Annotated in this window: 17 protein-coding genes; 11 read left to right on the forward strand and 6 right to left on the reverse strand. The window is 55.0% G+C overall.

The features are described 5' to 3' along the window. The first annotated feature begins 81 nt into the window (after nt 1-81). The 7 genes from hutI to RIC05_RS12320 all read left to right on the forward strand — a co-directional run bounded on the left by hutI (nt 82) and on the right by RIC05_RS12320 (nt 8,662). A complete protein-coding gene (gene hutI / locus RIC05_RS12290; protein ID WP_350048552.1) occupies nt 82-1,284 on the forward strand; it encodes an imidazolonepropionase in 1,203 nt (400 codons plus the stop codon). A gap of 44 nt (nt 1,285-1,328) precedes the next feature. Next, entirely contained in the window at nt 1,329-2,870 is a 1,542-nt protein-coding gene (gene hutH / locus RIC05_RS12295) for a histidine ammonia-lyase (protein WP_350048550.1), read from the forward strand. A 2-nt stretch (nt 2,871-2,872) separates the two neighbouring features. Beyond that, on the forward strand, nt 2,873-3,676 hold the full coding sequence (gene hutG, locus RIC05_RS12300; protein WP_350048548.1) for an N-formylglutamate deformylase: 804 nt from the start codon (nt 2,873-2,875) through the stop codon (nt 3,674-3,676). Further along, on the forward strand, nt 3,673-5,358 hold the full coding sequence (gene hutU, locus RIC05_RS12305) for a urocanate hydratase (protein WP_350048546.1): 1,686 nt from the start codon (nt 3,673-3,675) through the stop codon (nt 5,356-5,358). The genes hutG and hutU overlap by 4 nt, the downstream gene beginning before the upstream one ends. Nucleotides 5,359-5,432: 74 nt before the next feature. Continuing rightward, nucleotides 5,433-6,527 (forward strand): TRAP transporter substrate-binding protein, encoded by a 1,095-nt coding sequence (locus RIC05_RS12310; RefSeq protein ID WP_350048544.1) that lies wholly within the window; start codon nt 5,433-5,435, stop codon nt 6,525-6,527. Nucleotides 6,528-6,590: 63 nt separating this feature from the next. Then, a complete protein-coding gene (locus RIC05_RS12315) occupies nt 6,591-7,112 on the forward strand; it encodes a TRAP transporter small permease subunit (RefSeq protein WP_350043526.1) in 522 nt (173 codons plus the stop codon). Between the two features lie 2 nt (nt 7,113-7,114). Further along, on the forward strand, nt 7,115-8,662 hold the full coding sequence (locus RIC05_RS12320; RefSeq protein WP_350048841.1) for a TRAP transporter large permease: 1,548 nt from the start codon (nt 7,115-7,117) through the stop codon (nt 8,660-8,662). 109 nt (nt 8,663-8,771) lie between these two features. On the opposite strand, the gene RIC05_RS12325 is transcribed toward RIC05_RS12320, so the two are convergent. The 6 genes from RIC05_RS12325 to RIC05_RS12350 all read right to left on the reverse strand — a co-directional run bounded on the left by RIC05_RS12325 (nt 8,772) and on the right by RIC05_RS12350 (nt 15,430). After that, entirely contained in the window at nt 8,772-9,620 is an 849-nt protein-coding gene (locus RIC05_RS12325) for a fumarylacetoacetate hydrolase family protein (protein ID WP_350048542.1), read from the reverse strand. A gap of 38 nt (nt 9,621-9,658) precedes the next feature. Beyond that, the gene (locus RIC05_RS12330) at nt 9,659-11,266 is read right to left on the reverse strand and encodes a GMC family oxidoreductase (protein ID WP_350048540.1); all 1,608 of its coding nucleotides are present in this window, start codon (nt 11,264-11,266) and stop codon (nt 9,659-9,661) included. Nucleotides 11,267-11,289: 23 nt separating this feature from the next. Beyond that, nucleotides 11,290-12,618, reverse strand: coding sequence for a TRAP transporter large permease (locus RIC05_RS12335; protein ID WP_350048538.1), 1,329 nt, complete (start codon nt 12,616-12,618; stop codon nt 11,290-11,292). After that, on the reverse strand, nt 12,611-13,210 hold the full coding sequence (locus tag RIC05_RS12340) for a TRAP transporter small permease subunit (protein ID WP_350048536.1): 600 nt from the start codon (nt 13,208-13,210) through the stop codon (nt 12,611-12,613). The genes RIC05_RS12335 and RIC05_RS12340 overlap by 8 nt, the downstream gene beginning before the upstream one ends. A gap of 76 nt (nt 13,211-13,286) precedes the next feature. After that, the gene (locus RIC05_RS12345) at nt 13,287-14,303 is read right to left on the reverse strand and encodes a TRAP transporter substrate-binding protein (protein WP_350048534.1); all 1,017 of its coding nucleotides are present in this window, start codon (nt 14,301-14,303) and stop codon (nt 13,287-13,289) included. Nucleotides 14,304-14,392: 89 nt separating this feature from the next. Beyond that, a complete protein-coding gene (locus tag RIC05_RS12350; RefSeq protein ID WP_350048532.1) occupies nt 14,393-15,430 on the reverse strand; it encodes a C-terminal binding protein in 1,038 nt (345 codons plus the stop codon). 177 nt (nt 15,431-15,607) lie between these two features. On the opposite strand from RIC05_RS12350, the gene RIC05_RS12355 reads away from it, so the two are divergent. From RIC05_RS12355 to RIC05_RS12370, 4 genes are all read left to right on the forward strand, one after another. Further along, nucleotides 15,608-16,303 carry a GntR family transcriptional regulator gene (locus RIC05_RS12355; protein ID WP_350048530.1) on the forward strand — a complete coding sequence of 232 codons (696 nt, stop codon included), beginning with the start codon at nt 15,608-15,610 and terminating at the stop codon, nt 16,301-16,303. 659 nt (nt 16,304-16,962) lie between these two features. Next, the gene (locus RIC05_RS12360; RefSeq protein ID WP_350048528.1) at nt 16,963-18,678 is read left to right on the forward strand and encodes a sensor histidine kinase; all 1,716 of its coding nucleotides are present in this window, start codon (nt 16,963-16,965) and stop codon (nt 18,676-18,678) included. After that, nucleotides 18,644-20,023, forward strand: a complete 1,380-nt coding sequence (locus RIC05_RS12365) for a sigma-54-dependent transcriptional regulator (RefSeq protein WP_350048526.1) — start codon at nt 18,644-18,646, stop codon at nt 20,021-20,023. The genes RIC05_RS12360 and RIC05_RS12365 overlap by 35 nt, the downstream gene beginning before the upstream one ends. Before the next feature lie 242 nt (nt 20,024-20,265). Beyond that, nucleotides 20,266-21,603, forward strand: coding sequence for an ABC transporter substrate-binding protein (locus tag RIC05_RS12370; RefSeq protein ID WP_350048524.1), 1,338 nt, complete (start codon nt 20,266-20,268; stop codon nt 21,601-21,603). Nucleotides 21,604-21,622: the final 19 nt, after the last annotated feature.

Consider the following 21,622-nt stretch of genomic DNA (forward strand, 5'->3'; position numbering starts at 1 on the left):
GCTTCTACCCGTCTTGACAGAAATAATATGTACGTACATATTAACTTTAATAACGAACTTATCAAGGGGTGATGCTTCGTCATGTTGTTGACAAATGCACAAATCGTCACGGTCGATGATCAGGATGGCTACGGACTGATTGCGCGCGGTGCGCTGGCAATCAAGGACGGCCTGATTGACTGGGTTGGTGTGCAGGATGCGATCCCCACCAAATATCTTGATGGCCCGAGCCGCGACCTTGAAGGTCGTTTGATCACCCCAGCTTTGATTGATTGCCACACCCATGTGGTACATGGCGGTGATCGTGCAGTTGAATTTGAAATGCGCCTTAAAGGGGCGAGCTACGAAGAAGTAGCGCGCGCTGGTGGCGGCATCGTTTCGACGGTCAAGGCTACCCGCGCAGCCACCATCGAAGAACTTCTAGAAACCGCCTTGCCGCGTGTCGATGCGCTGCTGGCCGAAGGCGTTTCGGTGATTGAAGTCAAATCAGGGTATGGTCTGAACGAAGAGACCGAACTTAATATGCTGCGTGCGGCCCGCATGATTGCCGATCACCGCGCGGTGCGGATCAAAACCACCTTCCTTGGCGCCCATGCCGTACCGACTGAATATAAAGACAACCCTGATCGCTATATTGATGATGTGTGCATCCCGACCTTGAAAAAGGCACATGCCGAAGGGCTGGTCGATGCGGTTGACGGCTTCTGCGAAGGCATCGCCTTTAATACTGATCAGATCAAACGTGTATTTGATGCCGCGCGCGACCTTGGTCTTCCGGTCAAACTGCATGCAGAGCAACTGTCAAATATCGGCGGCACCAAGCTGGCCGCAAAATATGGCGCGCATTCGGTTGATCATGTCGAATATGCCAACGAGGAAGACGCGATTGCGATGGCCAAATCCGGCTCGGTCGCGGTTTTGCTGCCCGGTGCGTTTTATACCCTGCATGAAACGCAACTGCCGCCAATTGGTGCATTCCGAAAGCATGGCGTGCCGATGGCTGTTGCCTCCGATTGTAATCCGGGTTCATCACCACTGGCATCGATCCTTTTGACCATGAACATGTCTTGCACCCTGTTTCGCCTGACGCCGGAAGAGGCATTGGTCGGCGCAACCGCCCATGCGGCACGCGCACTAGGTTTGTCCGATACCGGGCGGATCAAGCCGGGACTTCGGGCCGACCTTGCCATCTGGAATGCCAAGCATCCAGCAGAGCTATCGTATCGCATCGGTTTCAACACGCTGTTCGAACGTATTTTCGCAGGCGAAAGTACTGCCGCATAACAAATACCGCGCCACCACATCAACACGTGCCCTGAGGATAGAACATGACTGTCACCCTTATCCCCGCATCGGTCAAACTGGCAGAACTTGAACATATCTGGCGCGACCAGGTTGCGGTCAAACTCGACCCCGCCGCACGTGCCGGTGTTGAAGCCGCAAGCGATATGGTCCGCAAGGCGGCCGAGGGTAAAGAAGCGGTCTATGGCGTGAATACCGGATTTGGCAAACTGGCTTCCGTCAAGATTGCCTCCGAAGACACCGAAACCCTGCAACGCAACCTGATCCTTAGCCATTGCTGTGGCGTTGGCGAGCCGCTTGATGTCGCGACCACGCGCTTGATGATGGCGCTTAAACTGCTGTCGCTAGGCCGTGGCGCATCTGGTGTGCGCTGGGATGTTATTGATCTGATCGAAGGCATGCTGGCCAAGGGTGTTACCCCCGTTGTGCCGTCACAGGGATCGGTCGGGGCATCTGGTGACCTTGCCCCGCTTGCGCATATGGCTGCGGTTATGATTGGCGCAGGCGAAGCCGAATTCCAAGGCGCACGCCTTGCCGGTGGTAAAGCCCTTTCCAAAGCGGGCTTGACCCCGGTTGTTCTGGGCCCGAAAGAAGGTCTGGCGCTGATTAACGGTACACAGTTTTCGACTGCCTGCGCGTTGGTCGGGCTGTTTTCGGCCTGGCGCAATGCGGCCAGTTCAATTGTCACCGCATCAATGTCGACCGATGCTATCATGGGGTCAACCGCGCCGCTGGTGGATGAAATCCATACGCTTCGCGGGCATCCGGGCCAGATCAATGTGGCGCGGGCCATGCGTGATCTGATGGAAGGATCGGAAATCCGCGAAAGCCACCGCGAAGGCGATACCCGCGTTCAGGACCCCTATTGCATCCGCTGCCAGCCACAGGTGACCGGGGCGGCAATGGATTTGCTGCGCTTTGCCGGACAGACCTTGGAAATCGAAGCAAATGCGGTGACCGATAATCCGCTGGTGCTGAAAGAAGATGGCCGCATCGTTTCGGGCGGGAATTTCCACGCCGAACCGGTGGCCTTTGCCGCCGATCAAATCGCACTTGCGGTTGCCGAGATCGGGGCAATCGCCCAGCGCCGGGTGGCCTTGATGGTGGATCCGACATTGTCGCATGACTTGCCACCGTTCTTAACACCGGACCCTGGTTTGAATTCTGGTCTGATGATTGCAGAAGTCACCACCGCAGCGCTGATGAGCGAGAACAAGCATCTGGCCAACCCATGTTCGACTGACAGCACACCAACCAGTGCCAATCAGGAAGACCATGTATCGATGGCCGCCCACGGGGCGCGCCGCCTTGCACGGATGAATACCAATCTTTCTTACATTCTGGGTGTCGAGCTGATCTGTGCGGCCCAGGGTGTTGAATTCAGGGCCCCGCTTAAAACCAGTGCCGGTTTACAGAATGTGCTGAAAACCGTGCGCAAGGACATCGCAACGATTGAGCAGGACCGTTACATGGCACCCGATCTTGCCAAGGCAGGTGAACTTGTCACCGAGGGTGTTCTGGTTGCAGCCGCCAAGCTTTCAGGCTTTGTCGTCGGGGAGGCAGCATAACCATGACCGCGCCCGTAGAAATCCAACGCGGTGATGGCCCGATTGTTTTGGGTCTGCCCCATACCGGAACCTATGTGCCAGAAGACATTCGCGCCAATCTGAATGACCGTGGCCGGGAACTGGCCGATACGGATTGGCACATCCATACCCTTTATGACGGATTGTTAGACGGTGCGACCACGGTGCGTGCGACGTTTCATCGTTACGTGATCGATGCCAACCGTGATCCGGCGGGTGTCAGCCTTTATCCCGGTCAAAACACCACAACCTTGGTGCCATTGACCGACTTTGATGGTGAAAATATCTGGGACGTTGCCCCGACCGAAGACGATATTGCGGATCGTGCCAAACAGTTTCACGCGCCGTATCACGCGGCCCTTTGGGCGGAGCTTGAACGGGTACGGGCCAAGCATGGTGTGGCGATCTTGTATGATTGCCATTCAATCCGCTCACATATCCCGTTTTTGTTCGATGGCACCCTTCCCGATTTCAATATCGGGACCAATATTGGCACGACATGCGACCATACGATTGAAACCCTGACTGCCGATATCTGTTCGCAAGCCGAAGGATATACAGCCGCATTGAACGGCCGTTTTAAAGGCGGCTGGACGACGCGCCATTATGGCCGTCCCGATATCAATCAGCACGCCATCCAGATGGAAATCGCGCAATCGGCCTATCTTTCGGCCGAAGCTGCACCTTGGACTTATGACGAGACGCGCGCGGCAAAGCTGCGCACACATCTTTCGGAAATCTTGAAGACTTTGGCCGCATTGGCCCCAGCACTAAGAGGCAAATCATGACCAATCAGAGCAATAACCCGCGTCACAATCAGCGCGACGTTTACCCGGCAACGGGAACGGAAATCACCGCAAAAAGCTGGCTGACCGAAGCTCCGATGCGCATGCTGATGAATAACCTGCATCCGGACGTTGCCGAAAACCCGCATGAACTTGTGGTCTATGGCGGTATTGGCCGTGCAGCGCGCACCTGGAAAGATTTCGATCAGATCGTTGCCAGCCTGAAAGAACTCGAAGATGACCAGACGCTTCTGGTGCAGTCGGGTAAGCCGGTGGGCGTGTTTCAGACCCATAAGGATGCGCCGCGCGTTTTGATCGCGAACTCCAATCTGGTGCCGCACTGGGCCAACTGGGATCATTTTAACGAGCTCGATAAAAAAGGCCTGGCGATGTATGGCCAGATGACGGCCGGGTCGTGGATCTATATCGGATCGCAGGGCATCGTTCAGGGCACCTATGAAACCTTTGTCGAAGCTGGCCGTCAGCATTATGGCGGCAGCCTTAAAGGTAAATGGATCCTGACCGGTGGTCTAGGCGGCATGGGTGGCGCACAGCCATTGGCAGCGGTCATGGCCGGGGCGTGTTGCCTTGCGGTCGAATGTGACGAAACCCGTGCCGATTTCCGCCTGCGCACCCGCTACGTCGATGCAAAAACCCATTCGCTGGATGAAGCGTTGGAGATGATCGAACGCTGGACCAAGGCGGGCGAGGCAAAATCGGTTGCCCTGATCGGCAATGCGGCGGACGTCTTCCCGGAATTGGTTAAGCGCGGTGTCCGTCCGGACATTGTCACGGATCAGACATCCGCCCATGATCCGGTGCATGGTTACCTGCCGCAGGGTTGGACAGTTGCCGAATGGCGCGCAAAACAGGAATCCGATCCCAAGGCCGTCGAAAAGGCCGCCCGTGCGTCCATGCGCGTTCAGGTCGAAGCAATGGTTGCCTTCCATGATGCCGGTGTCCCCACCGTTGATTATGGCAACAACATCCGTCAGATCGCGCTTGAAGAAGGCTTCGAGAACGCATTCGCCTTCCCGGGTTTTGTGCCGGCCTATATCCGTCCGCTGTTTTGCAAGGGTATTGGCCCGTTCCGCTGGGCGGCCCTGTCGGGTGATCCTGAGGACATCTATAAAACCGACCAGAAGGTCAAAGAACTTATCCCCGATGATCCGCACCTGCATAACTGGCTGGACATGGCGCGCGAGCGCATTTCCTTCCAGGGGCTTCCGGCGCGTATTTGCTGGGTCGGTCTGGGTCAACGCCACCGTCTGGGCATGGCGTTTAACGAAATGGTCAAGAATGGTGAACTGAAAGCCCCGGTGGTGATCGGTCGTGACCATCTTGATAGTGGTTCGGTTGCAAGCCCGAACCGCGAGACTGAGTCCATGAAAGATGGCTCGGATGCGGTCAGTGACTGGCCGCTGCTTAATGCGCTGCTTAATACTGCATCGGGGGCCACCTGGGTCTCGCTGCATCATGGCGGCGGTGTCGGAATGGGCTTCTCGCAGCATTCCGGCATGGTGATTTGTTGTGACGGTACAGAAGATGCCGCACGCAGGGTCGAACGCGTCCTTTGGAACGATCCGGCAACCGGTGTGATGCGTCACGCTGATGCCGGTTATGACATCGCACTGGATTGCGCACGGGAAAACGGGCTGAATCTGCCCGGTATTCTTGGCAAATAACTTCGATACGTAAAAGCGGGGGCTTTTTGCCCCTTCTCAACCTGATCAGGGTTTAATCAAGGAGGCTTCTTAACATGAAGAGACGTGATTTTCTGACAGCCGGTGTGGCTGGTGTTGGTGCAGCGGCCGCTGCGACCTTTGCCACCCCTGCCATCGCACAGGACAAACGCCAGTGGAACATGGTTACCGCATGGCCAAAAAACCTGCCTGGACCGGGTGTTGCTGCCCAGAAACTGGCTGATCGTATTACAACGCTTTCGGGCGGCCGCATTGAAGTCAAACTTCATGCTGCTGGTGAACTGGTTCCGGGACCGGGTGTTTTTGATGCCGTTGCCGAAGGCACCGCCGAGCTGTATCACGCAGTTCCGGCCTATTGGGGTTCAAAATCCAAGGGCATTCTTCTGTTCGGTTCGCAGCCGTTTGGCCTGCGTGCGGATGAACAGGTTGGCTGGCTTGCCCATGGTGGCGGTCAGGAACTGTATGATGAAATGTATGGCCAGTTCGGCCTGAAACCGTTCCTTTGCGGGAACTCCGGCCCGCAGTGGGCAGGTTGGTTCCGTGATGAAATCAAATCGGCAGAAGACCTTAAAGGTCTTAAATTCCGGACCACCGGTCTGGCTTCTGAAATGTGTTCGAAACTCGGTATGGCGGTTCAAGCCATGGGTGGTCGCGACATGTTCCAGGCCCTGCAGTCCGGTGCACTGGATGCCGGTGAATTCATCGGTCCGTGGAGTGACAGTGCACTTGGTTTCTATCAGGTTGCCAAAAACTACTACTGGCCGGGTGTTGGCGAACCGTCATCGGCAGAAGAATGTGCGGTTAATGCCAAGGCATATGCCGATCTTCCCGATGATCTGAAAGCCGTGGTCAAATTTGCCTGTGACAGCCTTTATAACGAAGTCTGGACCGAGTATGAGACCAAACACGCGATGGCATTGCAGAAACTGGTTGCAGAACAGGATGTTAAAGTCCGCATGCTGCCAGAAGACGTGATTGATGCCATGGGCAAAGCCGGTGCGGAAGTCATTGCAGAATTGCGCGAAAGCGACCATGCCCTGACCCGCAAGGTTGCCGAAAGCTTTGTGTCCTATCGCGACCTGATCGGTGGTTACATGACCTATGCCGATAACGGTCAGATGAATGCACGCGCCAAAGTGCTTGGCTTCTGATAAAAATGATATCCGGCGCAGGGACATTCCCTGCGCCGGTTGTTTTTCGCCTTGGGGAAAATCATGGAACGCCTTGCTGATCGGCTTGATCTGGTCAATCACTGGACCGGCATGACGGTGCGCTGGTTTGCACTGATCATGGTTCTTTTGCAGTTTACCGTGGTGTTGCTGCGCTATGTTTTCGGTTTCAGTTCAATCGCGCTAAATGAAAGTGTTCTGTACCTGCATTCCGGGCTTTTCATGCTTGGTGCGGGTTATACGCTTTTGGTTGATCGGCATGTCCGGGTGGACATTTTTTATGCGGCGGCCACCGACAAGACCAAGGCGCGGATCGATACATTCGGCTATCTGGTTCTGGCGATCCCTTCGATGCTGGCACTGCTTTATTGGACCTGGCCATCCGTGATTAATTCTGTCTCGATGATGGAAGGGGCGATTTCGGTTGGCGGTATTCCCGCGGTCTGGCTTTTGAAATCCCTGATCCCCGCCTTTTGCATTCTTTTGATTATTCAGTCCCTTGCCTGCTTGCTCAGACAAATCATTACCTTGCGCAGTGGCGTTGAAAACCGGGGTGCGCAAAGCTGATGTTGGAGTATCTTGATTTTTTGATGTTTGCCGCCCTGATGGGCTGCATCCTTTTGGGTTTTCCGGTGTCGTTTTCAATTGCCGGGATTGCGGTGATTTTCGGCTATATCGGCTGGGCCACCGATACGATGAATATCGGCCTGATGGGGGCATTCGGACAGCGCGTATTTGGCACACTGACCAATAACGTCCTGATTGCCATTCCATTGTTTGTCATCATGGGTGTGATCCTGGAACGATCGCGCATTGCCGAAGATTTGCTTCATACCATGGGGCGACTGTTCGGACAGTTGCGCGGCGGTTTGGGTATTTCGGTCGTGCTGGTCGGCGCGTTACTGGCCGCCTCTACCGGGATTGTCGGGGCGACGGTGATTGCCATGGGGATGATTGCCCTGCCGACCATGTTGCGCACGGGGTATAACCCGAAACTGGCATCCGGGCTTGTTTGCACTGCGGGTACGTTGGGACAGATTATTCCGCCCTCGACGCTTCTGATCATTCTTTCGGATGTGATGTCGTCGGCTTATCAGCAGGCCCAGTATGAACAGGGCAAGTTCACGATTGAAACCATTTCGGTCGGTCAGATTTTTGCCGGTGCACTGATCCCGGGGCTGACGCTGGTTGCGATTTATATCCTTTATATCCTGCTGCGCGGGGTGTTCCTTCCCGATGATATGCCGCCAGTCAAAAGCGATGATGGCCGCCCAAGCATCGGCGAGGTTGCCCGGGCAGTTTTGCCACCGGTTCTTTTGATCTTTGCCGTTCTGGGCGCCATTCTGGGCGGGGTCGCCACCCCGACCGAGGCCGCATCCGTCGGCGCAATCGGCGCCATGCTGATGGCTGGTGTCCGTCAGGGGGCCAACCGCAATCTGGTTTTGATCGGAACCATCGCCCTTTTGATTTTGGCCGTGATGGCCGGTGTCGCACCTGTGCGGTTCCAGCGCAATGATCTGACCGGTTTGGATTATGTGCTCGGTGCGGGCTATGTTGTGCTTGCGGTGATCGGGATCATTACGATCCTTGCCTGTCTGCGTCAGGCATGGAAGACCGATATTCTGAAATCTGCCCTGACCTCGACCATGACGGTCAGTTCGATGATTTTTGCCACCATCCTGACAGCCAGCATGTTCTCGCTGGTTTTTGTCGGACTGGGCGGTGAAGACCATGTGGCCGAAATTCTGGAATCCATGCCCGGCGGCCCGACCGGTGCGCTGGTCTTTTGCATGGCGCTGATTTTTGTTCTGGGCTTCTTCCTTGATTTCGTTGAAATCACCGTGATCCTGCTGCCGCTGATTGCTCCGGGCCTGATCATGATGGGACACGATCCGGTATGGCTGGCAATCCTGATTGCGATCAACCTGCAGACATCGTTCCTGACCCCGCCATTTGGCTTCTCACTGTTTTACCTGCGCAGTGCCGCACCACCGGAAATCACCACCGGCCAGATCTATCAGGGTGTTGTCCCGTTCATCATCCTTCAGCTGTTTGGCATATTCGTCATCTGGCTGTGGCCATCCCTGGCCAACTGGTTACCCAGCGTGGTGTTCTAGGAACGAAATACAAAAGACCAAAAACAAAAAAACGCCCCGGAAATCCGTGGGCGTTTTTTGTTTCAGGCATCAAGCGATCGGCGTTAGCCGCAGCTATCAAAACAGATCGTTATTGTTCGTTTGCCACAACCGTCTGGCGCTGTGAGCCAAGCCCCTCGACCGATAGCTCGACAACATCACCAGCGCTTAAAAAGCGCGGCGGTGTGAGGCCAAGACCGACACCTTCTGGCGTTCCGGTTGCAATAATGTCGCCCGGCATAAGACGCATGAAGCCCGACATATAAGATATGATTTCCGCGACAGAGAAAATCATGTCGGCGGTCGAGCTGTTCTGCACCGTCTCGCCATTGACCGAAAGGCTTAAGGACAGGTTTTGGGGATCACCGGCCTCATCAGGCGTAACAATCCACGGGCCAATCGGGCCGAAATTCGGTGCTGATTTTCCTTTGATCCATTGCCCGCCGCGCTCGATCTGATAGGCGCGCTCGCTGACATCGTTGATCGTGCAAAAACCGGCGACGTAACCCAGTGCTTCGTCTTTGCTGACATAGCTGCATGGGCGGCCGATAATGATGCCAAGCTCGACCTCCCAGTCGGTTTTAACAGAGCCGCGCGGCAAAATGATCGGATCGTTTGGCCCGCAAATGCTTGATGTTGATTTGGAAAAAAGAACCGGTTCTTTCGGTTCCGGATTGTTGGTTTCCCGTGCATGGCGGGCATAGTTCAAACCCACCGCATAGAAGTTTCGCGCCGCACCAACGCACGGGCCGATACGTGTCGCCGGATCAATGATGGGCAAGGCTGATAGATCATGATCGGCCAATGCCGTCAGTTGTTCGCAGGTCACCGTTTCGGGTGTGAAATCGGCAATCAACGCGGAAAGATCGCGGATGTTTCCATCAGCATCAAGGCTGCCCGGTTTTTCGTGCCCAACAGGTCCATGGCGGAGAAACTTCATAATTCAATCCTTTCAATAATGTTCTTTCAGTTGCGCTATCAGGCGGAGCGCAGAATCATGTCGGCGGCTTTTTCCGCGATCATAACCACCGGTGTCGCAGTGTTTCCCGATACGATGCGCGGCATGATGGAAGCATCAACGACGCGCAGACCGGTCACACCGCGCACCCGCAATTGCGGGTCAACCACCGCGGCGTCATCAACGCCCATGCGGCAGGTTCCAACGGGATGGAAAATGGTTGTGCCGATATCTCCGGCGGCACGCGCCAGACTGGCATCATCTATTTTATCCGCCCCGGGCAGGCTTTCGTAAGGGGCGTATTTTTTCAATGCCGGCATACTCATCAAGTGCCGTGCTTGCCGCAATGCGCGAAGGGCGACATCTTTGTCGCTTCTTGCGCTGAGATAACGCGGTGAAATGTCGGGATGTGCCGACGGCCCGCCCCGCGATATGTGGGTGGAACCACGGCTGTCCGGGCGCAGATTACACACCGATACCGTAACGGCCGGATACGGGTGGAGCGGTTCTCCCAGCTTGTCGGTTGAAAGCGGCTGAATATGATATTCAAGGTCCGGCGTTGCCATTTCGGAACTGCTTTTGGTGAAGATTCCGAACTGACTAGGCGCCATCGACAAGGGTCCGGATCGGTTCCACAAATAGCTTGCGGCCATGCCGATTTTCCCCGGCCAGGAATTGGCGATCTGATTAAGGGTTCGGGCATTTTCAACCCGGAAAATCATCCGAAGTTGCAAGTGATCCTGCAGGTTTTCACCGACATCGGGCATATCGCGATAGACATCAATGCCCGCATCTTTCAGGCGTTCGCCCTGACCAATACCCGATGCTTCAAGCAATGCCGGGGAATGGATGGCACCGGCGGCAAGAATGATCTCAGCTTTTGCCGTGGCATCAAAAACCGCACCCTTATGCGCAATTCTCACAGCTTTGGCACGGCCATCCTCAAACGTGATCTTTTGAACATGGGCATGTGTTAAAACGCGCAAATTGCGACGTTTAAGTGCAGGCTTGAGAAAGGCGCGTGCTGCACTCCAGCGGCGCCCGCCATTCTGGTTGACCTCGAAGTAACCGGCCCCTTCATTGTCGCCACCGTTGAAATCATCGGTTGCCGGAACACCCATTTCTTCGGCTGCGCGCTGAAAATCATCGAGCAAATCCCATTTAAGACGCTGGCGGGCGACTTTCCATTCCCCACCCCTGCCGTGGATTTTGCCATCGCCATGGGGACGGTCTTGCGAGCGGATAAAATAGGGAAGCACATCATCCCAACCCCAGCCGGTATTTCCCATCTGCGCCCAGCCGTCATAATCAGCCGCCTGACCGCGCATATAGATCATACCGTTGATTGAGCTGCACCCCCCCAGAACCTTACCGCGCGGATAGGCAAGCGCGCGCCCGTTCAGGCCCGCCTCGTTGGTGGTTTTCATCATCCAGTCGGTGCGCGGATTGCCCATGCAGTAAAGATAACCAACCGGAATGTGGATCCACGGATAGTTGTCTTTTCCACCCGCCTCGATCAGGAGAACGCGGTTGGCCGGGTTTTCGCTTAGCCGGTTGGCCAGCACGCATCCGGCCGTGCCCGCACCAATGATAATATAATCGTACTCGCCGTCTAAAGTGCGTGTCATGTCGGTACCTGGAAAAGATTTGCTTAGTAAATTGCGATTGCCGGAAAGAGGATCAGCAGGCCGACGGCCAGTACCTGAAGGCAAATGAACGGCGTGAGGGATTTGAAAATCTCGCCCAAAGAGATGTCGGGCGGGGTCACGCTTTTGAGATAAAACGCGGCGGGCCCGAAAGGCGGTGTCAGGAAAGAGACCTGCATGTTCATGGCAAACAGGACGCCAAACCAGACCGGATCATAGCCAAGCTCAAGAATGATCGGCACGAAAATCGGCATGGTCAAAAGTGCGATGCCGACCCAATCAAGAAACATGCCGAGGATGAAAAGGATCAGCATCATGAACAGGATGATCACCATCGGCTCGTCTGAAATGCCGGAAATCAACTGCGAGATAAAACGGATGCCGCCCATCAGATTGTAAACGCCGACCAGTGCGCTTGCGCCGATGCCGATCCACATGATCATGCCGACAGTTGCCAATGTGTGCAGCGCTGCATCAAGCAACATGCGGAACGAGAATTCCCGGCGCAAAATGGTCGAGACGATGACGCCTGCAACGCCGATGGCTGACGCCTCTGTGACCGAGGCGATACCGCCATAAATCGATCCAAGAACCGTAAAAACAACCAGAAATGGTAGAACGAGACCGCGCAGCAGTGGCAAGTTATCGCGGAACGAGACACGCTCGACAGGCGGCGGCGGTGCGGCGTTCGGATCAAGATAGGAGCGCAGAAGAACATAGGCGATATAAAGCCCCGCCAGCATGAAGCCCGGCAGGAAGGCCGCGGTGAAAAGGTCACCGACCGAAATATTGGCCGTCAGGCCGTAAATGATCAGAACGATCGATGGTGGGACCATTGTACCGAGCGAGCCACCGGCACAGACAACGCCGATTGCCAAGCGCTTATTATAGCCAAGGCGCAGCATCTGCGGCAAAGCGACAAGGCCAAGCAGCACAATTTCACCGCCGATAATGCCGCTCATCGCGGCAAGAATGACGGCCACGAAAATCGTCTGGACCGCGACGCCGCCTCGAAGACGTCCGCCGACGAGTTTCATCGCGTCAAACAGGTCACGCGCAATGCCGGAACGGTCAAGGATTGCCGCCATCAGGACAAACATCGGCACCGAGACAAAGACAAAGGAGGACACGAAACTGTAAACGCGGCTGGTGATCAACGGTACCGAGCTTGGCCCGAACCAGCCCACCGCAAAGATCAGCGCGACAAGCAAGGTCACCATTGCAAGCGGCGTTCCGGTCAATAACAGCGCGACCAGAAGGGCGAACATCAGCAATGTTCCCCAGCCGATCCCCAGCGCCTTGAGGTTCAGTCCAAGATCAAGAAGGTCAAACATCGTCATGCCCTTTTGGCGCTTTGGTGCCGCGTGCGTAATTGAAAGTCAGGATGAGAAACTGAACACTCATGGTAACCAGCACGCATAGCAGGAATATTTTCAAAACTGCGGGCGCAGGGGAGTTCCAGGCACTTCCGCTGGTTTCCAGTGCGAAGCTGCCATCCGGGCGAAACATCGCCTTTTTCGCCATAAGCCAGGAAGCCCATGCGAAAAACAGGCTGGCACCCAGACAGGCGATTGAAATGATCACGTCAAGCACATGGCGCACAGGTGATCTGACAACATCGTAAACCAGGACAACGCGGATATGCGTGTTGCGTGCAACACAGTAAAGTCCGCCAAAGATAAAGGTGAGCGCACTTAAGAATATGGTTGTCTCATGCGCCCAAATCGTTGGCCGGTTAAACACATAGCGCAGGAAAACCTCGGTCACGAGGATCGCCATGGCCGCAAGGATACAGATCGCAAAGGCACGTGCGGCGACTGTTATCGCCCGTCCAAGCCAGCCGGCCTGCGACAGGGCTTCAAGATGAGGCGTGCCGGTTTGCGGCACATCAGATGCGATAGGAGTGTGGTCAAGGCGCGCGGACATGGCTGGCCAATCGTTTCAAGCAAAGTGATGATCGGATAAGGATCCGGGCGCGATCAATGCGCCCGGATATGTGGTGTCAGTCCAACAGACCTTGCGATTCCAGATACTTGGTCAGCAAATCGTAGACCTTCTGCGCATTTTCAGAGCTCGCAGCGACTTTTGACCACTGGGCCATTGCGATGGTACGGAATTTTGCGCGTTCTTCAGCCGACCAGTTATGAACGGTGATGGACGGATCTGCTTTTGCTTCAGCCACCGCAATCAGATCATTCATCGACAACCGGGCAACGGCGTCCTGTGCAAAGTCACGCACGGAAACAGTCATGATTTCCTGCAGGTCTTCAGGCATCGCATTCCATTTCTCAAGGTTCATAGAAACCTCGACCAGCGGCATGGAATGGAAACCCGGATAGACAGGGTGTTTGCCAACCTTATGCAGGCCCTGCTGATGGTTGGTTGAAAACACCGTAGAGTCAGCAGCATCAATCACGCCCTTGTCGAGCGAGGTGTAGACTTCTGAATAAGGCAGGTTCACCGGCACTGCACCCGCAGCAGCAAAGACTTCCTGAATGAGACCTTCCGGTGCGCGCACTTTCAAGCCTTTAAGATCGGCAACTCCGTCAAGCGGACGGTCAGAAACAAAGCCCTCAAGACCGGTTGTCGTTGCGCCGACAAAATGCAGGCCGTATGGCTCTTCAAGTTCATTCATCAACTCATAGCCACCGCCGTAATTGATGAAACGGAACATTTCATCAGGCGAAGCCCATGCGCCGATCGGGTTGGCAACAAGGCCGAAAGCCGGGTCTTTGCCTGAGAAATAGCTTACATCGGTGATGTGGCCGTCCAGAATACCGGAGCCGACAGCTTCCTGTGTCTCGCTATAATTGACAACCGCGCCGACGGGCAGAAGTTCGATCGCAATGCGACCGCCCGACATTTTATTAACACGCTCGGTCCACTCTTTTTGAATGGCGAAGTTCGGGTTTCCGGCCGGATCAACCGACTGGAATGTAAGATCAAATTCCTGCGCGGCGGCAGAAGTGCCGCTCAGCAGAAGTGCTGCAAAAGCTAGGCTTATATGTGTTCTTTTCATATTTATTTCCTCCCTGATTAAAGCATGTTTTAGCGATCCCATGCCTTTTGGACCATATCGTAAGTCAAATTGCGTACCCTGCGCCCAAATCAGGCAGCGCCGCTTAAACGGGTTTGCGCTGGCGCGTTAACCAGATTACGCAACGTGCCGTCGCGCAGATATTGCATCGCGGTTTCAACCGAAAGGCGGCGCGCATCGGCCACACTTTCAGGGCTCGACCATGCCGCATGGGGGGTCAAGAACAGCCGCTCGCCAACAATCGGATCCTTGCCATTGGCATAGGCCAGCGCAATTGCGTCTTCGGGTGCTGGCGGCTCTACTGGCAGTACATCAATACCCGCACCGGCAATCGTACCGTTTCTCAAGGCATCCAGCAGGGCCTCAATGTCGATAATCGCGCCGCGCGCGGTGTTGATCAGTATCGCATGGGGCTGCATCATGGCCAGCCTTTCAGCGTTGATCATTTTGTGGCTTTCTGCTGTAAGCGGGCAGTGCAGGCTGACAACATCACTTTGCCCGAGAAGGTCTTCAAGGCGGTCACAGCGATCAACACCGGCGGCAATTTCAGTGCCGCGCGATACCAGCGGATCATAGGCCAGAACGCGCATGCCGAATGCTTTTGCCCGAAGGGCTGCGGCAATGCCAATGCGGCCAAGGCCAACAACCCCGAATGTTTTGCCACGAAGCCGTCCCAGCAACGGGGCACGGGCATGGTCAAAGCCATCCCGCGGTGAGTCCATCAGGTTTCTGTGGTAGGAGCCGATACCGCGGCGCATGGTCAGCATCAGTGCGATGGCATGGTCGGCAACCTCGCTTGTGCCGTAGTCCGGCGTATTGCACACAGGAATACCGGCTTCGGCAGCCGCATCCAGATCGATATGATCAAAGCCGACACCGGCGCGAACAATGATGCGGCAACAGTCGAGCTTTGCGATCACCTCGCGGGTGACCTTCATTTCATGCCACACAACCATCGCATCGCATTTGCCCAGCACATCTGCCGGAATGTTATCAGGCGACCGTTCCCGGAAAATATTCCAGTCGACCTGATCGCCGGACGTACGACGCTCGATCGTCGCGTCGTCTGGATATTGGGCATCGGGCGTAAGTAGGCGAAAGCGTGACATAAGAACCTCTTTGGCGTTCGTCGGCATCAGGTTTGATCAGATTGTCATTCTAGAATTCTAGAATTTTAATATCTTGTCAACATTGTTTTTTTGGTGTTTGATAGCTGAGCAAAATCAGGGGATTGATGGCAATTGGTGCCACCACGGAACTGATCTGCAAAGACGAAGGAGAGTGCCGTGTCGCTCACTCAAGAGGCTTGTGAACGGCTTCGCGATGCGATTGTGTCGGGCAAGTTTGAATTTGGCGAACGGCTGTCCGAAGAACAGATTGCCCGTGCACTTGGCATGAGCAAAGCGCCCGTGCGCGCGGCGTTCACAGATCTACGCGATATGGGACTGGTCAGCATTGTGCCGCAGGCAGGCACTTATGTTTTCACGCCCACCCCGCAAGAAGTCAAAGAGATGAGCCATTTTCGCGCGATGCTGGAACGCGAGGCGCTCGGCAGTGCGCTGGCACGTGATCCGGACGGCCTTGTGCAGGGGCTTTCAGCGGCAATCGTGCAAATGCAGCACGCGATTGATGTTCAGGAATTCACGCTTTATAGCCGTGCTGACAGTGCCTATCACCGTGAGATCCTGCGCCATGCCGGCAACCGCTATCTGGAAAAAGCGTACGATCTGACCGCCACCGCGCTGGAAGCTCTGCGTGCCCATTTGCAATCGGGCGAAGGCGATTTCTGGCAGCGCTCCTTTGCCGAACATACGCAAATGCGCGATTTGATGGCGAAACGCCAGTTTGATGACGCGCAGGCCTTGCTCGAAGAGCATATTCTGGTGATCAACCGGTCGATTTCACTGCCCTCTGCAAACATCAACCAGCGCACCAAAAGCCGCCGACGCTCTGATGAAGAATATACAATATTGCTTTCGTAATCACTTTTATCGCGGTCTTAGGAGATCGGGATAGAAGTGATTGCAACAAAGCGTATTCGTGCGGCTATTTGATTTCTGCAATCTTTCCAATGGACTTCGCTGGCATAGGAAGCCGTACTGCTCCTGCCCTCATAAGGCCTGATCACTTTTCGCCCTGTTGCGGGCTTCGTCGGCCCAAGCCCGAAGGTCGGCTTTTACGACTAAGCCCCAAAACGCGGTTGCGCCCAGCATTCCGAAACACGTTTACGGAATGGGCCGCTTTGACAATCCGGAATGAGATTTTTGGCTCGATTATTAAATCGCTGAAAGCAAGGAAAGAAGCGATAGTGCCCCCGGGGAGAATCGAAATCCCGCTCTCAACGGAAGACAGATTTTGAGGTTACATAAATCCAATGAAATCAGTTGGTGTTGCGGATAAATCTTCGATTTTTCCCCATATCTATCAGCACTCTTGGTTGTTTCTTGGAATGCGTATTTTGTCTTACGCAGTCGATAACTACAAACCTAGTGACCCCGAATTCCTCCACACCTTTATCTTGCTGATTTCGCGGAAATGCTGCAGTACTTGGGCAACAATCAACATGATCCTTGCGTAGTTCCGCATACAGGGGGCGACCATTTCCGCGTTTCATTGGTCCCGTGATCAACGTCTAAGCCTTGTGGCCCGATATACGCTTTTGTCGGTTGGCGTTGTTGTGTGCGCGCTGATTGCCTTAAGCTTTTTCTATCAGCGTTTTTCCAATGAACTGATCGACCGCCTTACGGGAGAGCGCCTGAGTGCGCAAGTCGCGGCTACATCGAACAAGCTTTCAGCGTTTCTGGATGCCCGCATCTATCAGCTGGTGACCCTTTCAAATCATCCCGCACTCCCTGCTTTTATTGACGCGCCAAACACCCCGCAAGCGGACGAGGCGCTGACACTTTTGCGGGTTGAGGCAGACTCACCTGATTTGTATGGCGTGCTGTTCTTTGACTGGCAGGATAACCTTGACCGTCTGGTCGCCGGGCAGGCTGCATCCGGCCCGCCTTACTGGTCAAAAACCGATTGGGATATTAGCCAGCTTCCACGTGTCACCCACGAAGGGGTCGAGTTCATTGGCCCGAAATTGCCAGAAAACGGCAATTCGGGCTGGATATTGATGCGCCAGCAAATCCGTGATTCCGGCCTTGGTCAAAATGTCTCGGTTGCCCTTCATGTAAGGCTTTCATCGCTGACTGAGCTTCTGGCAAGTGCCGGTGTTGCCGGCGTGATCGAGCCGTTATTGCGAACGCCCGGTGGCGCAGTTCTTGATCCGACCGGACGCCCGGCTAAGGTCACCGGTGAACTGGTTGAGGGACCAAGCATCCTTCCGGGATGGAACATTGTCATGAGCGTTCATCCCGGCACCATCTTGCAGCCAATCGATGAGACCCGCCTGTGGCTTTATGCCACCGCCATTCTGATTATTACGGTGATTCTGGCCATTTTCTTTGCCCTGTCGCGCAGTCTGCGCCGCCGCGTTGATACGCTTGTCCAAGGGGCCAACAGCCTTGCATCGGGCGACCTTTATTACCGCCTGCCCGAAGGCCGAAAACGCGATGAGATCAGCACGGTTGCCAAAGCATTCAACACCATGGCCTGGCAGTTAAAGGACCTGATTGATCGCACAGTCCGCGCCGAAAAGCTGGCCGTTCTGGGCCAGTTTGCCACCGGGGTTGCCCACGAAGTCCGCAATCCGCTTGCCACCATGAAAACAACCGTTCAGGCCCTGACCCGCCGCGAACAGGATGAAGAACGCAAAACGCTTCTGGATGATATGGGCAATCAGATTGACCGGCTGTCGCGCGTGGTCAATGATTTGCTGTCCTATGGACGTCCGGGTGAAGCTGCACCACAGTCAACCGCGATCCGCGAGTTATTTCGACAAACATCATTGTTACTTGAACCTGTCGCGACAGAGGCCCATGTCGGTTTCTTCACCAGTGGTGATTCCCGTCTTAACGTCTTTGTCGATCCCGAACAGATATTGCAAATCTTGCTTAATCTCGGGATTAATGCAGTACAGGCCTGTGATGCGGGCGGCACCGTCAACCTGCGCGCAGAAGACCATGGTGAAACGGTTGAAATCCGGGTCACGGATGACGGGTGCGGCATTCCGCGAGAGCATTTACTTGACGTAACCCAGCCATTTTTTACCATGAAAAGCAAGGGTACCGGATTGGGTCTGACAATCAGCCAGCAATTGGTTGACGCCAATCACGGTACAATCAATATCGAAAGCGCCCCAAAAGAGGGCACAACGATAATATTGACGTTCCCGGCCACACGTCCGGGAAACAGTCGGGAGGAAATACCAAAAAATGTCCAAGAGGATCAGAATTCTGATCGTCGATGACGAAGAGTCGTTTGTTCGGTCATTAAGTTTTGCACTCCGCACAGAAGGAATGGACGTCACCGGCGTTCATTCGGGCGAAGATGCGTTTCTTGCTGTGCGCAAGGAACAGTTTGATATCATTTTGCTCGACCTGCGCCTGCCCGGTGCGGATGGCATGGAAGTGCTGAGCAGCATTCAGAAACTTGATATCAGCATTCCCGTCATCATGATTTCGGCACATGGCGACACCCGGGCTGCCGTGCAGGCCGTCAAGAGTGGTGCGGCAGATTATCTCAGCAAGCCGTTCGAGCTTGATGAACTGATCCACACCATCAGAACCACGCTTGACCAAAATCAGGTCGCGCTGGAACTAGATTATCATCGCCGTCGTGATGCCATACCGACCAACGGACTGATTGGTGAATGTGAGGCCATGAGCGCGCTTCGCACCACAATTGACCGGGTCGCGCAAAGCAGTGCCAGCCGTATTTTACTTCTTGGTGAATCCGGCACCGGCAAAGCATTGGTCGCACGTGCCATTCACAGCCAAAGCCCGCGCAAGGATCGTGCCTTTGTCGAAGTCAATTGCGCGGCATTGCCCGAACAATTGATTGAATCAGAATTGTTCGGGGCGGAAAAAGGGTCTTATACCGGCGCCCACCAAAAACGAACCGGGTTGGTCCGGCTTGCCGATAGCGGCACCTTGTTCTTGGATGAAATTGGCGAGCTTCCCCTCGCCCTTCAGGCCAAGTTTTTACACTTTCTGGAAAACGGTGATTACCGCCCGGTCGGCGCAGAACGATCTGCGTCCGCAGATGTCCGCGTCATCGCCGCAACCAACCGTGATCTTGCCGAACAGGTGCGCCTTGGTCATTTTCGCGAAGACCTGTTCTATCGTCTGAATGTCATCACCATCGACATTCCCGCCCTACGGGAACGGGGCGAAGATATCTTAAGCCTTGTTTGCTATTTCGCCGACCGGCAGGCACAGGCAGAAGGATGTCATCCGATCCAGTTTGATGGTGAAACGCAAGCTATATTGCGGGCCCACCCGTGGCGCGGCAATGTGCGCGAACTTAAAAACCTGATTGAACGCCTGACGATCCTTTATCCGGGCAAAACAATCGGTGCCGATCTACTGCCCAGTGAATTTCACAGCCAAACTGGGCTGCATGACGCCAGTGGACAGAACAGTTCCCCAAACGCCGCCCATCCACAATTGCAAGACCGCTTGGATGTGACAGAACGTCATCTTGTCCAAGACGCCCTTGACCAAGCAGACGGGCACAAAGGCCGCGCGGCCGAGATCCTTGGCATTTCACGCCACGCGTTAAAGCGCCGTTTGCAACGGCTTGGCTTGCAATAACCATCCCCTTTTGTCGTATGAACAGCCCCTCTTGAGCGGAAACCGCTCCTGAGGGGTTTTTATTTGGAGCGTCAACCGCTCAAACTGGCGCTCATTCCCATGGCCGCATATTCCCCAAAATCCTCCAAAACCGCGCTCTGACTACCTTCCAGCCAAATCGTCGAAACTGGCACAGCCTTTGCGAAATAGGCCGACAAAGGTACAAACACGGATGGAACAACCATTCGTAGGGAGGATACGTCATGGAGATGCTCAAACGCCCGGTTTCCGGGTGCATCACCATCATTGCAGCAACGTTGGTTCTGTTGGCAGGTAACCCTGCACAGGCCGAACGTTTTGAACTCGGCGCGGCCCCGTCAGAGGCGGACGCGGTCGTAGGCTGTTTGTACCCGATGACCGGACGATCAGCGACCTATGGTCGCGACAGCATTGCCGGTATCCAGATTGCACTTGATGATCTTGCCGCCGAAGCGGCAAGCGGGCTTCCCGCCCCGAAACTGCGCGTAATTGCCGACGATCCAAGATCAAAGGCATCCTATGCCGTAAGACTGGCACAGGATTTCATCGCCAATGACAAGGCGCGTTTCTTTTGCGGCATCGTGTCATCGGGTGTCGCCCATGCGGTCAGTGACCTTGCACTGCGCGAAAAGATCATCATGGTCGGCACCGATCACGCGTCATCGCGCCTCAGCATCGAAGCCGGCCATAAATATTATTTCCGCGTGACCAATGACAGCTGGACTTCAATGGCCGCCGGTGCCCGGTATTTGCGCGACCTGCAAAAGGAAACCGGCTGGAAAAAACTGGCCTTTATCGGTCCGGATTATGATTACGGACATGTGTCCTGGACCGACCTTCAACTCGCACTCGATGAACTCGATGTTGAATATGAAACGGTCAGCGACCTTTGGCCAAAGCTCTATGAACCGGACTATTCGATTTACATCAATGCACTTCAGTCAGCCAAACCAGACATCGTTGTCACCGCCCTTTGGGGTGGCGATTTCATTGCCTTTATCAAGCAGGCATCGACCACACGGTTTTTTGAAACCACGCGGTTGGCCAACTTTGATACCGGGGCGAATTACGATGTGATGATGGCGCTGGGCGATCAGCCTTATCCGGGGCTTATCCTATCAGCTCGTCACCATAACAATTGGCCGGAAACCGGACGCAACAAACGGTTTGTCACCCAGTTCCACGAAATGACCGGTCGCTATCCGACCTATGCCGCCGAAGGTGCCTATACCGGGATCATGGCGATTGCGCGGGCGATTGAAAAAGCCGGTACTGCGGATGACGATGCGGCCCTGATCAAGGCTCTTGAAGGTCTGCAGCTGGCCCTGCCCGAAGATCCACCCGGCTTTGCATCCTATATCGATCCAGACACCCACCAGATTGTCCAGGCGCAAGCCGTGGGCACGGTCGTCCATAACGAAGATTTTCCACCGTCAAAACTGATGGTGGGGAATTGGGCGATCTACGACGCCGAAGACCTCAAACCGTCACAAGAGATGGTCAAACGCCGCCGCGATGCCGTGGCTGGCGGGTCGGAGGCAGTTCCACCGCCAACACCATAGAACTTTCCTAGGGAGGAAA

Source organism: Thalassospira sp. (assembly GCF_040218635.1).
Lineage (GTDB): Bacteria > Pseudomonadota > Alphaproteobacteria > Rhodospirillales > Thalassospiraceae > Thalassospira.